The organism is Maritalea porphyrae, assembly GCF_030159895.1.
Taxonomy (GTDB): domain Bacteria; phylum Pseudomonadota; class Alphaproteobacteria; order Rhizobiales; family Devosiaceae; genus Maritalea; species Maritalea porphyrae.
The window spans coordinates 1887115-1902580 of record NZ_BSNI01000002.1; the positions used below are offsets into that span (position 1 = coordinate 1887115).

General features: G+C 47.6%; 16 protein-coding genes and 2 tRNA genes. 7 read left to right on the top strand and 11 right to left on the bottom strand.

Annotation, left to right across the window (positions count from 1 at the left end):
* Positions 1-50 precede the first annotated feature (50 nt).
* The 7 genes from QQL65_RS12650 to QQL65_RS12680 form a co-directional block, all read right to left on the bottom strand.
* Positions 51-1223, bottom strand: coding sequence for a serine hydrolase domain-containing protein (locus QQL65_RS12650; RefSeq protein WP_284365116.1), 1173 nt, complete (start codon positions 1221-1223; stop codon positions 51-53).
* 132 nt (positions 1224-1355) lie between these two features.
* Positions 1356-1655: an ArsR/SmtB family transcription factor gene (locus QQL65_RS12655; RefSeq protein ID WP_284365117.1), complete on the bottom strand. Its 300-nt coding sequence runs from the start codon at positions 1653-1655 to the stop codon at positions 1356-1358.
* A 153-nt stretch (positions 1656-1808) separates the two neighbouring features.
* Positions 1809-2831 carry a sialate O-acetylesterase gene (locus tag QQL65_RS12660; RefSeq protein ID WP_284365118.1) on the bottom strand — a complete coding sequence of 341 codons (1023 nt, stop codon included), beginning with the start codon at positions 2829-2831 and terminating at the stop codon, positions 1809-1811.
* 208 nt (positions 2832-3039) lie between these two features.
* Positions 3040-3552 carry a hypothetical protein gene (locus QQL65_RS12665; protein WP_284365120.1) on the bottom strand — a complete coding sequence of 171 codons (513 nt, stop codon included), beginning with the start codon at positions 3550-3552 and terminating at the stop codon, positions 3040-3042.
* A 90-nt stretch (positions 3553-3642) separates the two neighbouring features.
* Positions 3643-3719, bottom strand: a tRNA-Arg gene (locus QQL65_RS12670).
* A gap of 74 nt (positions 3720-3793) precedes the next feature.
* Positions 3794-4099 (bottom strand): ETC complex I subunit, encoded by a 306-nt coding sequence (locus QQL65_RS12675; RefSeq protein ID WP_284365121.1) that lies wholly within the window; start codon positions 4097-4099, stop codon positions 3794-3796.
* Between the two features lie 32 nt (positions 4100-4131).
* Positions 4132-4208: transfer RNA gene (locus QQL65_RS12680), tRNA-Pro, on the bottom strand.
* 116 nt (positions 4209-4324) lie between these two features.
* Between QQL65_RS12680 and QQL65_RS12685 the strand changes: the two genes are divergently transcribed.
* Positions 4325-5092, top strand: coding sequence for a phosphatase PAP2 family protein (locus tag QQL65_RS12685; RefSeq protein ID WP_284365123.1), 768 nt, complete (start codon positions 4325-4327; stop codon positions 5090-5092).
* Here the strand turns inward: QQL65_RS12685 and metC are convergent.
* Positions 5089-6279: a cystathionine beta-lyase gene (gene metC, locus QQL65_RS12690; protein WP_284365124.1), complete on the bottom strand. Its 1191-nt coding sequence runs from the start codon at positions 6277-6279 to the stop codon at positions 5089-5091. The two genes, QQL65_RS12685 and metC, sit on opposite strands and share 4 nt — an antisense overlap.
* A 227-nt stretch (positions 6280-6506) precedes the next feature.
* Here metC and QQL65_RS12695 point away from each other — a divergent pair, with 227 nt between their 5' ends.
* From QQL65_RS12695 to QQL65_RS12715, 5 genes are all read left to right on the top strand, one after another.
* Positions 6507-7529 (top strand): amino acid ABC transporter substrate-binding protein, encoded by a 1023-nt coding sequence (locus tag QQL65_RS12695; protein WP_284365125.1) that lies wholly within the window; start codon positions 6507-6509, stop codon positions 7527-7529.
* A gap of 130 nt (positions 7530-7659) precedes the next feature.
* Entirely contained in the window at positions 7660-8856 is a 1197-nt protein-coding gene (locus tag QQL65_RS12700) for an amino acid ABC transporter permease (protein WP_284365127.1), read from the top strand.
* An 11-nt stretch (positions 8857-8867) separates the two neighbouring features.
* Positions 8868-10010: an amino acid ABC transporter permease gene (locus QQL65_RS12705; RefSeq protein ID WP_284365128.1), complete on the top strand. Its 1143-nt coding sequence runs from the start codon at positions 8868-8870 to the stop codon at positions 10008-10010.
* Between the two features lie 6 nt (positions 10011-10016).
* Entirely contained in the window at positions 10017-10811 is a 795-nt protein-coding gene (locus tag QQL65_RS12710; RefSeq protein ID WP_284365130.1) for an amino acid ABC transporter ATP-binding protein, read from the top strand.
* 112 nt (positions 10812-10923) lie between these two features.
* On the top strand, positions 10924-11940 hold the full coding sequence (locus QQL65_RS12715; protein WP_284365132.1) for a transporter substrate-binding domain-containing protein: 1017 nt from the start codon (positions 10924-10926) through the stop codon (positions 11938-11940).
* A gap of 10 nt (positions 11941-11950) precedes the next feature.
* Here QQL65_RS12715 and QQL65_RS12720 read toward each other — a convergent pair whose 3' ends face one another.
* The 3 genes from QQL65_RS12720 to QQL65_RS12730 are packed head-to-tail and all read right to left on the bottom strand — an operon-like array spanning position 11951 to position 14123.
* Positions 11951-12310: a GFA family protein gene (locus QQL65_RS12720; RefSeq protein ID WP_284365133.1), complete on the bottom strand. Its 360-nt coding sequence runs from the start codon at positions 12308-12310 to the stop codon at positions 11951-11953.
* A gap of 24 nt (positions 12311-12334) precedes the next feature.
* Positions 12335-13081 carry an alanyl-tRNA editing protein gene (locus tag QQL65_RS12725; protein ID WP_284365136.1) on the bottom strand — a complete coding sequence of 249 codons (747 nt, stop codon included), beginning with the start codon at positions 13079-13081 and terminating at the stop codon, positions 12335-12337.
* Positions 13074-14123: a cysteine synthase A gene (locus QQL65_RS12730; RefSeq protein WP_284365138.1), complete on the bottom strand. Its 1050-nt coding sequence runs from the start codon at positions 14121-14123 to the stop codon at positions 13074-13076. The genes QQL65_RS12725 and QQL65_RS12730 overlap by 8 nt, the downstream gene beginning before the upstream one ends.
* Positions 14124-14550: 427 nt before the next feature.
* Here QQL65_RS12730 and cysD point away from each other — a divergent pair, with 427 nt between their 5' ends.
* Positions 14551-15465, top strand: coding sequence for a sulfate adenylyltransferase subunit CysD (cysD, locus tag QQL65_RS12735; RefSeq protein WP_284365140.1), 915 nt, complete (start codon positions 14551-14553; stop codon positions 15463-15465).
* Position 15466 lies beyond the last annotated feature (1 nt).

Here is a 15466-nt window from a genome sequence, read left to right on the forward strand (position 1 = left end):
ACATTCCCCTTTGCTTGAATGGTGTGGACTACAAGTAGTGGCTGCACCCCTTATTTCAAGGTATTGGCAATTTGCCTGAACAAAACAACTGATTCAAATTCATGGTCTTTGAACTTGGGATCGGCCGCCGATTTGACGATTACGACGTTCTTTGCGGGATTTACGTAGATCATTTGGCCCCAAATCCCGATTGCGGCGAAGTCTTGATTGTTGCCTTTGGGTAGCCACCACTGATGTTGGTAGCCCCATTCGCCATATATTTTACCACGTTCCAGATATGGCTTCGCCGGTGAAGTTGCGGTTTCAACCCAAGCAGAACTTACAATTCTGTGGCCATTCAATGTGCCATTGTTCAGCATCAGAAGTCCGAGTTTGGCGTAATCGCGCAGTGTAGCGTTAAGTGCCATAAAGCCCAACTCCGTGCCGTAGAGGTCTGTATTCCAGTATGCGCTGGATGACATGCCTGCTGGTTGCCAGATCTTTTTGTGAAGGATGTCAACTAACGGTTTGTTGTAAACAGAGCGCAATACATATGAAAGAACTTGAGTGTTTATGCTTGCATAGTCGAATTGTTTGCCTGGCGAACTTTTGCTGTCGTAACTCCCTGTGAGCAGATCAATCGGCTGTGCCCAAATGAACATCTTGTCAAAAATCGTGTAGCTGTCTGTCGATTTGTCTTCATAGATTTCGCTGAATGCAATTCCGGTGGACATTTGCAATGCATCTTCGATCGTTACATCTGCAAACGCAGAGTCTTTCAACTGCGGAATGTGTTTAATGATTGGATCATCAACCGACAGAAGACCTTCACTTTGTGCAATGCCGATCAAAGTCGAAACAAAACTTTTTGCCACTGAAAACGAAGTGATGTTCGTCGAGGCATCATATCCGTCTATGTACCACTCATGCACAATCTTCCCGTCTTTGATGACCAAAAGACCGGTGGAACTGCTACGTTCAATGAAATCACGCACCGAGTGGATACGGTCATTGTATTGATAGTTTTCAACAATTTGCTTGAGCTGCTCCTCAAATCGCAAGGGTGCGGTAGATGCCGGAACGTGCGAGGCAGGGAACACCTTGTCCATGTTGGCAAAGTTTCCAACGCGTCGCTCTGGGCTAAAAAGCAACAACTTTGGTTCAAAATAGGATGACCATAGTCCCCACATGGCGGCCCCAATGGCCATCAGAAGAACCGTCATTAAAATAGAAACTTTAGACATCATTACACCTATTATTTGTTATTTCGGAGAATAACGAAATAATAAACTTGTGCAATGGTAGTATTTGCCGCAGGTGGTTTGCTCGAGTTTAGGTTTTTGAACTTGGCTAAAAATATGGGGCTCGCCAGTAGGCTAGCAGCAGCTGAGCCAGGTATTCAGATAATGCGCAACTTTTGTAATTTGGTCAGCATCTAGTTTGTAGAAAACTTCACGGTCCTTTTTTTGTGCGCTCACAACACCGGCGCGCTTGAGAATTGCCAAGTGTTCCGACGCCGTAGAAACCGCGATTTGCGCGCGCTTGGCTATTTCGCCGACAGTATGGGCATTCTTGTCGCCAAGGATTTCAAAAACGATGAACTGTCGCTTCTCGTTTGCCAGCGACTTGCAGAACTGTAAAAAATCCGATTGGTTGCTGGTTCCGCCGGCGCTCATTTGGTTTTCTCACACTACAGGACTATTGCTGCTCATTGATAACTGTCAAACTTCACTGCAGCAAGGCATCAGCAAATTTTCCTCATTGAGTTGGCCGATCCGACCGACTGAAAGTCTGCCAAACCGACCAACTAGAGCTAGCTACCCGTAAGCTTAGAATTCCTCACAAGCCAAAGGTGTTTTTTGCGCTTTTGCAGCAAAACACCTGCCGATTTTTCTCAACGCTAATGCCGAATAGTGCAGGGGTGTTTTCTTCTGTGCGACTTCCCAGATGTTTATATACCGAGTTTGCCCTTTCATCGCGATTGTATCCACAAGCTGCGTGTCGGAGACGCCATCACCGGGATAAACTGGAATGATCGTTCTGTGGGCTTTGTCGGCATCATTTAGATACTTTTGGTTTGCCGGATCCGACTTCCATGTGGGCATAACGGTCGCCACAAGAAAACGTGCATTGAGTGCGCGTGGAACTTTGGTTCTGAAATTATAGACCATAGTCTTGACCATTTTTGCGTACTCTGCAGCACCCATGCTGTGATCACTCTCGCCCTGTAGCCATAGAAGGCCAGCAACCTTTGCGTCTGGGACGGCTTTGGCAGCATTTGTCGCGTGCCAACGCATATTACTTTGCAAATTGTGCGCAGCTCCTCGGAATGGCGACCAAGACATATTGTTTATTGTAAGGCTGAAACCAGTCGAAGACGCAGCATTGCCAACCAGATAAACCTCTGCCGTTGGATCGTTGAGTTTAATCAAAAACTCGGCAGCGAAATATGGTCCCAAGTTTGGTCCAGTGGGCTTCCAGTCTGTGATTTGGTGCATCTGCACCTTTTCGCGGTTCCAAACACCTGGTTTGTAGGAAAGGTTGTAGAATGCACCTTGTCCATTCATGCCCACTTGCCAATATTTGACGCGGCCCTCGATCTTATTGTCGATAATGGCCTGATCAAAGTCGTTCTCAGCCTTTCGCTCTGCCCAAACAGAGCCACCATTTTGCCAAGTCTTGTTGACGTCCCGCCATTGCTCGCTTCCGATTGTTTCGCCTGACGCGCCAACCATATTGCTCTGCCCAGCGAGCACAAATATGTACTTTTCTCCAGCAAATGAAGGAAATGTGACGGCACACAAAAGAAGAGTGAGAATTAGGGCGATCGAATATTTTAGTTTTCTAATCATAATACATCCCCGTTTGAAACTGTTTAAGTATTAACGCGGACATCATTGCATGGAATGCGCAGCAGCTCAAAGGGCGTTGAATTTTTACTAGGGCTTCATTTTGGTTCACGTGACAGAATTAGCATCAAGGTGACGAATACCTTGGCCACCAAAATGGAAAGAGTCGCGCATTTGCTGTGCAGTAAGATCTGTGACGCAAAGAATCAACTTAACGCTTCTGAGCGTCGAACCTGTAAATTAGCCAGTTGCAGCCAATGAGTGCGCCAACAATTAGAACCGTGTTGAACACCATATTGGGATAGTCGGTAAGGGGATAAACAAATTGGTTGGATTGAACTAAGCGTTGGGAGTTTTGCGTTGTTACGAGAACAAGAAGAATTGTTGCATATAGTGCTGTGCGCAATGTTCGAAGTAAGATTGGCGTGAAGCTGACTTTATTTCTTGTACGGAGTGACGTTTCCCCATCCGTGCAAACGTCGGTCTCTTTGTTTTTAGCAACTTCACGTTTGGTAAATCGTTCCCGGCGCAAATATGCCCACCCCGTTATCGCAAAAGCGATTGGAAGTAGTGACGCAGCGAGCGAGTTCGCGTTGTTGTTACTAAGCATGGACGCGATTATGGGTACAGCGATACATGCAGTCACAAGGCTAATGAGGTTTCCGCGTATTAGTCCACCCGGATAGTCCTCTCGTTCAAGCAGTGCCTTTAGAGAATTTGACATGACATAAAGTTCGACGGTTGCCACTAAAAGTCAAATGCATTTCTAATTTCGTTGTCGAAAAAAGGAATAGGAATAGGCAAAAATAAAGAATGGCGATCCCGGCAGGACTCGAACCTGCAACCTGCTGATTAGAAGTCAGCTGCTCTATCCAGTTGAGCTACGGGACCAGTGTATCGCTTTGCAAACAGGCATAGCGAACTGGTGTTAAACTTACGTGTCTAACGCGAAACTGAGAAGGTGATTAATGTGTCCAAGGGGCGCGTCGATCACTTTTGAAGTTGTCTGAATAGGCAACTTTCTTTGGTGTCGAGTCATGGGGTTGCTGAACAACGTAATCGATATTTTTACGCTGCGCGTAGTTTTCCGCTTCTTCCAAGCTATCAAACTTCAGTTTGACCTGTGAATTCATATCTGTGGAAGAGGTGTATCCCATCAAAGGATCGATTGTTCTGGCAGCCGCAGGTTCAAATACCAGCACCCAGTGCTTGGATTTTCCGCGGCCAGATTGCATGGCGTTCTTTGCTGGACGAAAGATTCTTGCGGTCATGATCCTACCCAATCATTGTTCCGTTGTGGTGATGGTCGGAGTAGCAAGATTCGAACTTGCGACCCCTGGTACCCAAAACCAGTGCTCTACCAGGCTGAGCTATACTCCGACATTCTCACAACGGATGTGATCACCGGGATGCGATGTACACATTCTTGTCGCATACTGCAAGTCATGTTAGTTGCTCATTTCAAGATTATTGCATTTTTTTGTCAGGAACCCTAGTTGCCAACCCCAAAAAACAGCGAAAAAACAACCGCCGAGTCCCGGAAATCGGCGGTATTTGGGCGAATTCACCTAGTGGTTGCTTTTTTTGCGCTAAGTGCACTTTTTTTATTGGCTTTTGCATTCGATGAGGTCGTAACGACCCATTTAACGAACTGGCCGGAGACAGAACGCGCGTTTTTTGCAGCATTAGCTCGAATTGGGGAATCGGATTGGATGCTTATTCCCACATTGTTGGTGTGGGCAATCTGCCGTCTCGCTGTTTATTTGCCGCTTCGCTATTCTATCAGGTGGATTGTGAGGGCGACCGGCGCAATGTCAGGCTTCATCTTTTTGGCCGTTGCAGTACCAGGTGCGATCGCTGCATTGCTAAAAGTCGCTATTGGGCGCGCGCGCCCCATGTTGATGGACGATTTGGGCATTTTTCACTTCACGCCTTTTGCAGGTGACTGGCGTTTCGCCGGTTTTCCTTCCGGACATGCGACAACGGCGTTTGCGTTGGCGTGTGCGCTGTATTTTCTATTTGGGCCTCGTGTCTTGATCGTGTTTATAGGCGCTGCCTTACTCGCACTCTCGCGCATCGTAGACGGTGTTCATTACTTCACTGACGTAGTTGCGGGTATCGCCCTTGGATCGTTTGGGGCCATGTGGGTACAGAGTAAGTTTCAACAAAGAGGTTGGATTTTTTCATCAGATAAGAAAAGGGGCAGCAACCGTATGCTTGCCCCTTACAGACGTTTTTTCCGAAAACCATTGCAGCGAAATTAGAAGTTGGCCTCTGCCGCATAGCGTTTGATTGCGTCGTCAAGATCGGCTTTTAGGTCATCAAAATCTTCAAAGCCAATGTGCAAGCGGAATAGGTTACCTTCTTCCTTCCAACGTGTCGCCGATCGTTGCTGCTTGATGGTAACCGGGAGAATCAAGCTTTCAAATCCGCCCCACGAATAGCCCATGCCAAACAATCGCATGTGATTCAGCATCTCTGACACGGCATTTTTGGGCGCATCTTTCAATGTGAAAGCAAAAAGCGATCCCGAACCAGTGAAATCACGCATAAATATATCGTGATCAGGATGTTGTTTCAGAGCTGGGTGAATCACTTTTTCTACTAGCGCATGACCTTCTAGCCAGTGAGCTAAATCCAAAGCACGTTTTTGATGCTCTTTCATGCGCAGCGACAAGGTTCTTAGTCCCCGTGCGACGAGAAAACTATCTTCTGGAGACACGCAGACGCCCAGCGCTTTGTATGCGCCGCGCACTTTGTTGGTCCATTTCTCATTCGTCGAAATCGTGCCAAACAAAACATCCGAGTGGCCAACAAACATTTTCGTGCCAGCATGCACCACGATGTCCGCGCCTAGCTCAAGTGGCTTATAGTAAAGCGGTGTTGCCCAACTATTATCCGCAATGATGGCGATTTCACGGTTGCCGCGCGCTTGGGCGATGGCTGGCAAGTCTTGGACTTCAAATGTCAATGAACCAGGCGATTCGGTTAGAATTGCAGTCGTGTTCGATCGAATCAAATCGCTGATTCGACTGCCGATTCGCGGATCATAGTATTCGACGTCGATTTTGTTTGGTCGCAAAACTGATTCGCAGAATTGGCGCGTTGGCTCATAAGCGCTGTCGCTAATTAGAATGTGATCCCCTGAGTGCGCGACGGCAGTAAGGGCAGTGCTTATTGCACTCAGGCCAGATGGGGCCAAAAAAGTATCGTCAGCACGCTCCAGATTGGTAATGACGTGCCTGACCGCATCGTTGGTAGGATTCCCGTGACGACCATAGGCATACTGCCTTTTTCCGCTCTCTAGTTCTTCAAAACTCTCAAACAACACAGTCGATCCACGCACCACCGGCGTGTTCACAAACCCATGCTGGTCTTTGGGGTTTCTACCCAAATGGGTCAGCACTGTTTCATCACCATAAGATGAAGAGATGTCGTCAGCGTCACTCATAAAGTTTTCCATCATCAAAATTATTTTTATAGCTACCCAACAATGGGTGGAAGTTCACTATAGCGCCGTATTAATGTAACTAAAGGCCTTGACCCCGGACCAAAAACCCTTTTCCATTGGAAACTGCTTTGTAGGACAAAAGTGCCTTCATTGCATGTGGTGACTCAACTTCGGAGGGGAGTTCGCCACAAATCAAAAAAAAGGGTTAGGAAACAAAAGGCAACGTTATGAAGAAACAACTCGTAACACTCGCTCTTGGGGCAGCGCTGGGTCTATCAGCTTCTGCTGCTTTTGCGGACACACTTGCAGACGTACAGGCTAAAGGCTACTTGCAGTGCGGTGTATCACCAAGCACTCCAGGTTTTGCTGCACCAGACGCCAACAACAACTGGGCTGGTTTGGATGTAGACTTCTGCCGCGCTATGGCTGCTGCGATCTTTGATGATCCACAAGCTGTTCGCTTTACGCCATTGACATCTAAAGAGCGTTTCACAGCGCTTTCTTCAGGTGAAATTGACGTTCTATCACGTACAACAACATGGACAATGAGCCGCGACACCAACCTTGGTATCGATTTTGCTGGCGTAACATTCTACGACGGTCAAGGCTTCATGGTTCGTAAGGACCTCGGCGTTTCATCAGCAACAGAACTTTCAGGTGCTGCGATTTGTATTGAAGCAGGTACAACAACTGAATTGAACGCTGCTGACTACTTCTCTTCAACTGGCATGGAATACAACGCGGTTGTGTTCGAAGACCAAGACGAAGTTGTAAAAGCATACGACGATGGCCGTTGTGACGTGTTCACAACTGACTCATCAGCTCTAGCTGCTGAGCGTTTGTCACTTGCAAATCCTGATGAGAACATGATTCTTCCAGAAATCATTTCTAAAGAGCCATTGGGCCCATCAGTACGTCAAGGTGACGACCTATGGTTCAACATCACTCGCTGGGTATACTTCGCACTTCTAGAGTCTGAAGAACTTGGCATCACTCAAGCAAACGTTGACGACATGCTCGGTTCAGACAACCCAGGTGTACGTCGTGTGCTTGGTGTAGAAGGTGACTTTGGTACAGCAATCGGTCTTTCAAACGACTGGGCTTACAAAGTGATCAAGCATGTTGGTAACTACAACGACATCTACGAGCGTCATGTTGGTGCAAACACACCAGTTGGCATCGAACGCGCAGGTTCAGTGAACGATCTCTGGACACGTGGCGGCTTGATGTACGCTCCACCAATCCGTTAATTCGGATTTGTGATTTGCGGCTCGGCGCCAATTGGTGCCGAGCCGTTTTTTAAGGGGGAGGGCAATTTGCCCGCCATCTCTGGTTGGTTAATATCAGAGAGACTACTCAACAAAAACAAATAGGGTAGCTATGGCTAAAAGTCAGGAACAGCTGCAGCAAACGCGCAGCGCTACGTCTTTGATATACGACCCAAAATTCCGCTCAATAGCATTTCAAATATTGCTGTTGGTTGGTTTGGTCGTGTTCGGGTGGTGGATAGTAAACAATACTATCACCAACCTTCAGGCGCAAAATAAAACCACCGGTTTTGATTTTCTTGGAATTACTTCAGGATTCAATATCGGTTTCACGCTCATCGAATATGACCGCTCATCCACATATTTTGATGTGTTTGTTGTTGGTATTCTCAACACGTTGCTTGTTGCCGTTATCGGCATCATCCTTGCGACATTGTTGGGCTTCACTATCGGTATAGCACGTCTTTCAAACAACTGGATTATTGCGCGTCTCGCAACCGTATATATTGAGGTTATCCGGAACATTCCGTTGCTGTTGCAATTGTTCTTCTGGTACTTCGCGGTGCTTAAAACGATGCCTGCCGTGAAAGACAGTATCGAATTCGTCACTGGTTCGGTCTACTTGAACAACCGGGGGCTTTATGTCCCTGATCCAAATCCAAACGATGCGTTTGTGTGGGTTCAAGTTGCGATTGTCGCGGTAATCATTGGGGGTTTCTTCCTTCATCGTTGGGCGCGCATTCGTCAAGAACAAACTGGTCAGCGTTTTCCATTCGTGCCGGTTTTCATCGCTTCGGTGATCGTTATCCCAGCAATCATTTGGTTGCTATCAGGCGCCCGGATTGATTTGGACTATCCAATTCTGGGTCGCTTCAACTTTGCGGGTGGTATTCAGATTCCACCGGAGTTTGTTGCGCTATTGTTCGGATTGGTAATCTATACCGCCGCATTTATCGCGGAAACCGTTCGTGCTGGTATCTTGGCCGTTAATACGGGCCAAACTGAAGCAGCTCAATCTCTAGGACTGAAGAACTCAGACCGCCTAAACCTTGTGATTATTCCACAGGCGATGCGTGTTATTGTTCCACCGTTGACAAGCCAATATCTGAACCTAACCAAGAACTCATCTTTGGCGGTTGCGATCGGCTATCCTGACATTGTTAACGTGTTTATGGGCACGGCGCTGAACCAATCAGGTAAAGCGGTTGAAGTTATCTTTATGACCATGATGGTTTATCTAACGCTTTCATTGTTCACCTCGGTGATCATGAACATTTACAACGCGCGCGTTGCGCTCACAGAACGATAGGGAGAACGAATATGACTGATACAAGTTTTGCCTATGTGCGTGACGAAATGTTGGATGAACAGCCTGCGCCGGCAACGAGCACAGGTGTGATTGGTTGGATGAAGGCGAACTTGTTCTCTGACATTCCAAACACCATCATGACAATTGTTGGTGTAGTGTTCCTATATTGGTTCATTCCGCCAATTTTCAACTTCCTTGTGACACATGCCGTGTTCCCATGGTCAGTAGAAAACACTATTGACGCATGTCGAACCGAAGAAGCAGGTGCTTGCTGGATCTACGTTGTCGACCGTTTCAATTTCTTCATCTATGGGTTTTACCCTGCTGAAGAGTACTGGCGTGTAAACATCTGTTTCTTGCTTGGCGCTGTTACGTTGGTGCCTTTGCTATGGCCTGATTTGCCATATAAAGGCCTTTCGGCGATCGGTTTCTTCGTGGTCTTGCCAGTTGCAACCTTCTTCTTGCTAAACGGTGGTGGATTCACTGGACTTGCCGAAGTGCCAACTGAAAAGTGGGGTGGTCTGACCATCACATTGATCATCGCAACGGTCGGTATTGTGGCATCCTTGCCAATTGGTATTGTCTTGGCCCTTGGGCGTCGTTCACACATGCCATTTGTGAAGTATGTATGTATTGCATTCATTGAGCTTTGGCGTGCGGTACCTTTGATCACCGTTTTGTTCATGGCTTCAATTATGCTGCCATTGTTCCTGCCTGAAGGTACATCGATCGACAAATTGCTTCGTGCGCTTGTTGGTGTGTCGCTCTTCTCAGCAGCATACATGGCGGAAGTTGTGCGCGGTGGATTGCAGGCTTTGCCAAAAGGCCAATATGAAGCAGCGGATGCATTGGGTTTGAATTACTTCAAGTCTATGTATCTGATCATTTTGCCACAGGCGTTGAAACACTCAATTCCGGGCATTGTGAACAACTTCATATCCTTGTTCAAAGATACATCATTGGTATCGATTGTGGGTCTGTTTGACCTTTTGAACACGGTACAAGCAACCACAGCACAAGTTGAATGGAAATCACCTCACCAGGCCACAACCGGCTACCTGTTTGCAGCCGCAATGTTCTGGATATTCTGTTTCGGTATGTCACGTTACTCCATGTATATGGAACGTCGCCTAGATACCGGACACAAGGAGTAGAAAATTATGTCAGAAGTAGAAGCAAGCGATATCAAAGCTGACCGCTCAAAAATGCACGTGTCCGATACGGATGTAGCAATTGAAATCAACTCAATGAACAAGTGGTACGGCGATTTTCACGTCTTGAAGGATATCAACCTCAAGGTGATGAAGGGCGAACGGATCGTTATTGCTGGACCATCTGGTTCTGGTAAATCGACCCTAATTCGTTGCATCAACCGTTTGGAAGAGCATCAGCAAGGTGAAATCATCGTTGATGGCATCGAGTTGACCAATGACTTGAAGCGAATTGACGAAGTTCGCCGTGAAGTGGGTATGGTGTTTCAACACTTTAACCTGTTCCCACACCTCACCATTATGGAAAACTGCACACTCGCACCAATGTGGGTTCGCGGCATTCCTAAAGCTGAGGCGGAAGCAACTGCAATGGAATACCTTGAGAAGGTGAAAATTCCTGAGCAGGCTGACAAGTTTCCAGGCCAATTGTCTGGTGGTCAGCAGCAACGTGTGGCGATTGCCCGTTCATTGTGCATGAACCCGAACATCATGTTGTTTGATGAGCCAACATCTGCGCTTGATCCTGAGATGATCAAGGAAGTGCTTGAGGTGATGGTAAATCTGGCTGAAACCGGCATGACCATGTTGTGCGTTACCCACGAAATGGGCTTCGCACGTCAGGTCGCAAACCGTGTGATCTTTATGGATCAGGGCCAAATCATCGAACAGAATGATCCGGACAACTTCTTTGATAATCCGCAACATGAGCGGACAAAGCTGTTCCTAAGCCAGATCCTTCACTAGAGGGTTTGGATTGCGCGAGATAGCGCACGGAAACCAATTGCCTAGAGTAAAGGTTTCAATTAGAAATATTTTGAGCGGCCCATTGTGGCCGCTCAAAACTTAAGAGGGACCAGTGAACGGTTTGCGTATCTTTTTAGCCGGTTTGTTGTATGCACTTGTGTTGGCGATGCCTGCACAAGCAGATACCCTCGACAATGTCTTAGAGACCGGCATTGTTCGCTGTGGCGCTACCGACGGTCACAAAGGTTTTTCCGAAATTTCTGAAGATGGATTTTGGAAAGGGTTCGACGTCGATATATGCCGTGCCGTTTCTGCCGCTATATTTGGCGTAGCGAATCGCGTTGATTTTTCAGAGTTTCCTGGGCCAAACAGGGTTGCACCCTTGCAAAGCGGTGCCGTGGATATTATGGCGCGGAGCGCCTATTGGACAATGTCACGCGACACAAAATTTGATGTCCAAAATGTTGCCGTCACATATTTTGACGGGCAGGCCTTAATGGTTCCAGAAGCACTTGGTGTTGTTTCGGCAATTCAGCTCAGTGATGTAACTGTTTGCGCCGTTCAAGACACTTTGGAACAAAACCGTGTAGAGCGGTATTTCTTCGAGCACCAGATTTCCTACATGGAATCATATTATGAGGCTTTTGAAGATCTGATTGTTGCTTACAAAGCTGGGCTTTGTAACGTCGTTACTGCGCCCGCTAGTGATCTACAGGCAATTCTGGACAAAGAACTTGTCGCAAGTGAACACAGAATTCTACCAGAACGTCTTTCAATAGACGCCTGGGGCCCTGTGGTCCGCAACAATGATGATCGTTGGCAGAATGTCGTTCGTTGGACGGTATTTGCGCTCATTAACGCTGAAGAGCTTGGCGTTAACTCAAGAAACATCGACACTATGGTGGAAAGCAAAAACCCAAAGGTTCGCAGACTTTTAGGTCTTGATGGGAAGTTTGGCGCGCCGCTTGGCATACCAGACACATGGGCCCAAGATATCATTCGCGGTGTCGGCAACTATGGTGAGATTTTCAACCGCAATCTTGGTCGCGACTCCGGCCTGTCGATTGCGCGCGGAAAGAACGAGCTTTGGACCCGCGGCGGTTTAATGTACGCGCCGCCAGTTCGTTAAGATCGCTGCGCTAGCTTTCCAAAGAGAGCGCTGCACCATCTAGGGTTGGTACATCTAGCGATCGTGCATCAACGCCATCCAAACAAGCTATATTGATTCCGTACTTTTCGGGTGCAGAGCGAGGACGATGGAAAGTGTATATCCCGCAGTTCTTGCAGAAATAGTGTTTGGCGCGCTTTGTATTCCATTGATAAAGCCCAAGATGTTCTTCGCCTTCGACAAGCTTGAAACTGTCCTCTGGAATGCGCGCAATTACCGCGTTCTTCTTGCTGCAAAGGCTGCAATTGCAGGTAAATGCCTCTGCCAAATCAACTTTCGCTTCGAATTTCACTGCGCCGCAGTGACATGAGCCAGTATAGAGTTGTTCCATTTTGTTGATCCCTGGTTGTTGCGCTTACTCATCGAAGTGAATGGCAACGCGTCGATTGATCTTGCCTTTTTTCTCAACTTTTCCCAATCGCATTTTGCCAATTTCACGGGTATTGGCAACGTGTGTGCCACCGCATGGTTGCCAATCAATCGTTTGGTCACCATCAACGATGCGTATCATGCGAATTTTGCCCTGACCCGATGGAGGTTTGACGGACATTGTCTTTACCAAGTCAGGATTCGCGTCCAATTCCGCCTCACTTATCCATTCTTCCTGAACATCAAGTTCGCGTGCAATCAAAGCGTTTAGCTCTGCGGCAAGCGCGTCTTTATCTTCAGGAGGTTCGGGCATTTGAAAGTCCAGTCGACCCTTTTCAGCGCCAATTGAACCGCCCGTAACTGGCAGTGGGATGACTACTGAAAGGAGGTGCAACGCGGTGTGTACCCGCATAAGCTTGTACCGGTTTTCCCAATCAATGTGGCATGTCACTTCGTCACCAATGGTTGGTAACTGTTCGCCTTCTTCGGGCACATGGACAATTTCGTGTTTTTCGCCGTTTGGGTGGATTGTGGTGGCAATTTTGATTTTGCCACCATCGGCTGTTTCCAAGAAGCCAACATCGCCGGGTTGGCCGCCGGAAGTTGCGTAGAAATTGGTGCGATCCAAAACAATGCCGCCAAGATCGTTTACATCAACGACCTTCGCGGCAACTGTGTTTAAGTAGCTATCACTTCGAAAAAGAAACTCAGTGCGACTGTTCGCGCTATCCATCATCACTCGCCATTACAGATTGAATATCAATATCCAAACTGTTGTCCAAAAACGATGGCACTGGCAAGCCCTTGGAGTTCAAGAAATCTTTATTGAAGAGCTTTGTCTGATAGCGATTACCATAATCACAAAGTACGGTAACGATGGTTTTGCCTGGCCCCATTTCTTTTGCCATGCGCACAGCGCCTGCAATATTGATGGCGCTTGAGCCGCCAAGGCACAAACCTTCTTCGGCCAGCAAATCGTAGATATAGGGCAGGGCTTCTGCATCTGGAATTTGGAATGCATGATCAACTTCCAAGCCCTCAAGGTTTGCAGTGATGCGCCCTTGTCCGATGCCTTCTGTAATCGATGATCCTGTCGAGCCAAACTCACCAGTTGTGTAGTAGCTGTAAAGCGCTGCCCCTTCCGGGTCAGCAATTCCAATCTGAATGTCTTTGTTGCGCTCTTTTAGTGCTTGAGCGACCCCAGCCAACGTTCCACCTGAACCTACAGCACAAATGAATCCATCTACCTTGCCGCCGGTTTGCTCAAAAATCTCAGGTCCCGTGCCTTCAATATGTGCTTGGCGGTTTGCGACATTATCAAACTGTTGCGCCCAAATTGCACCCTCTGGCAATTCCGCGTTCAGCTTTTCGGCCAAGCGACCGGATAGTTTCACATAGTTGTTTGGGTTTTTGTATGGTTTCGCTGGCACTTCGATCAAAGTTGCACCCGCTAGGCGAATGCTGTCTTTTTTCTCTTTGCTCTGCGTATCAGGGATTACAATCACTGACTTGTAGCCAAGTGCATTTGCAACCATTGAAAGGCCGATGCCTGTGTTGCCAGCGGTGCCTTCAACAATGGTCGCGCCTGGGCGCAATAGCCCACGCTTTTCCGCATCGCGAATAATATAAAGCGCTGCACGGTCTTTGACAGATTGGCCGGGGTTCAAGAATTCAGCTTTGCCCCAGATATCGCAGCCTGTTGCCTCGGAAACAGCATTAAGTCGGATAAGTGGCGTGTTGCCAATGGCGTCTAAAACGCTTTTGTGCTGGGTCATCGAGTCATTCCTTTGTAACTTTGGCTAGACAGTAGGTCTCAATTCACGGTTTCTCAAGGCACAAATTGGTGAAAAACAAAGGCTTTTCCCAATAATCGAAATTGATGGCAAACACATCTACGCCGCGCAAATATTCAACGAATTAAATTCTCATTGATAGGCCTTGGGCTGTGAGCCGAAACCCGCTAGCATCCAATGGTATTTTTAAGACCACACTTTATAGCGGTGAAAAACTTTGCCCCAAATATCGAATTTATGACAATCAGATTTCGGAAATATCGACTCCGATAAAGCGGCTCGTGCGTGATTTTGCACTTGTGCAAAATTCACGTTTATTGATGCGTAAGGCGCTGATTTATAAGATTGTTTTGGGTTCGATGTCGACCTATTTTGGGAGCCAACACAATTCGCCCGTTTTGGAGCCATCATGTCGGCCACACAAAATTCATTATCTCACCTTCAAGCGCTAGAAGCTGAGAGCATCGAAATCTTCCGCGAAGTTGCATCCTCGTTTGAACGCCCGGTAATGATGTATTCGATCGGCAAGGATTCTAGCGTTCTTCTGCATCTTGCGCGCAAAGCATTCTATCCATCCAAAATCCCTTTTCCGCTGTTGCACGTCGATACAACTTGGAAATTCAAAGAGATGATTTCGTTTCGCGATCGGATGGCAGAGCAATACGGTTTCGATTTGTTGGTCCATACAAACCAAGAGGGCAAAGAGCAGAACATCAACCCGTTTGATCATGGCTCTGCGCGCTATACCGACATCATGAAAACTGTTGCACTTCGGCAGGCACTAAACGCTGGTCAGTATGACGCGGCAATTGGTGGCGCGCGTCGTGATGAAGAGAAGTCTCGCGCCAAGGAGCGCATTTTCTCACACCGAAACGCGCAGCATGCTTGGGACCCAAAAAACCAACGTCCCGAACTCTGGCGCGTTTTCAATACGCGCTTGGCGCCGGGCGAGAGCATGCGGGTATTTCCGCTATCCAATTGGACCGAATTGGATATTTGGACCTACATCTATTCAGAAGGTATCGAAATTCCACCGCTCTACCTTTCCAAAAAACGCCCAGTTGTCGAGCGCTCTGGTACGTTGATCATGGTTGATGATGAACGTTTGCCGCTCAATGAAGGCGAAGTGCCACGCGAAGAAATGGTGCGGTTCCGCACATTAGGGTGTTATCCGCTCACCGGCGCAATCAGATCAGAAGCAGCGACGTTGCCTGAAATCATCATGGAAATGAATGCCTCCACCACGTCTGAGCGTGAAGGTCGTTTGATCGATAGCGATCAGGCCGGGTCCATGGAGAAGAAGAAACAAGAAGGGTATTTTTGAT

Bases quoted from the DNA above. Each gene is read 5' to 3' on its own strand.
- QQL65_RS12695 (WP_284365125.1), top strand. From the start codon at position 6,507: ATGAAGAAACAACTCGTAACACTCGCTCTTGGGGCAGCGCTGGGTCTA.
- QQL65_RS12650 (WP_284365116.1), bottom strand. From the start codon at position 1,223: ATGTCTAAAGTTTCTATTTTAATGACGGTTCTTCTGATGGCCATTGGG.
- QQL65_RS12660 (WP_284365118.1), bottom strand. From the start codon at position 2,831: ATGATTAGAAAACTAAAATATTCGATCGCCCTAATTCTCACTCTTCTT.
- QQL65_RS12725 (WP_284365136.1), bottom strand. From the start codon at position 13,081: ATGGATAGCGCGAACAGTCGCACTGAGTTTCTTTTTCGAAGTGATAGC.
- QQL65_RS12705 (WP_284365128.1), top strand. From the start codon at position 8,868: ATGACTGATACAAGTTTTGCCTATGTGCGTGACGAAATGTTGGATGAA.
- QQL65_RS12655 (WP_284365117.1), bottom strand. From the start codon at position 1,655: ATGAGCGCCGGCGGAACCAGCAACCAATCGGATTTTTTACAGTTCTGC.
- QQL65_RS12665 (WP_284365120.1), bottom strand. From the start codon at position 3,552: ATGTCAAATTCTCTAAAGGCACTGCTTGAACGAGAGGACTATCCGGGT.
- QQL65_RS12730 (WP_284365138.1), bottom strand. From the start codon at position 14,123: ATGACCCAGCACAAAAGCGTTTTAGACGCCATTGGCAACACGCCACTT.
- QQL65_RS12720 (WP_284365133.1), bottom strand. From the start codon at position 12,310: ATGGAACAACTCTATACTGGCTCATGTCACTGCGGCGCAGTGAAATTC.
- QQL65_RS12675 (WP_284365121.1), bottom strand. From the start codon at position 4,099: ATGACCGCAAGAATCTTTCGTCCAGCAAAGAACGCCATGCAATCTGGC.
- cysD (WP_284365140.1), top strand. From the start codon at position 14,551: ATGTCGGCCACACAAAATTCATTATCTCACCTTCAAGCGCTAGAAGCT.
- metC (WP_284365124.1), bottom strand. From the start codon at position 6,279: ATGAGTGACGCTGACGACATCTCTTCATCTTATGGTGATGAAACAGTG.
- QQL65_RS12710 (WP_284365130.1), top strand. From the start codon at position 10,017: ATGTCAGAAGTAGAAGCAAGCGATATCAAAGCTGACCGCTCAAAAATG.
- QQL65_RS12700 (WP_284365127.1), top strand. From the start codon at position 7,660: ATGGCTAAAAGTCAGGAACAGCTGCAGCAAACGCGCAGCGCTACGTCT.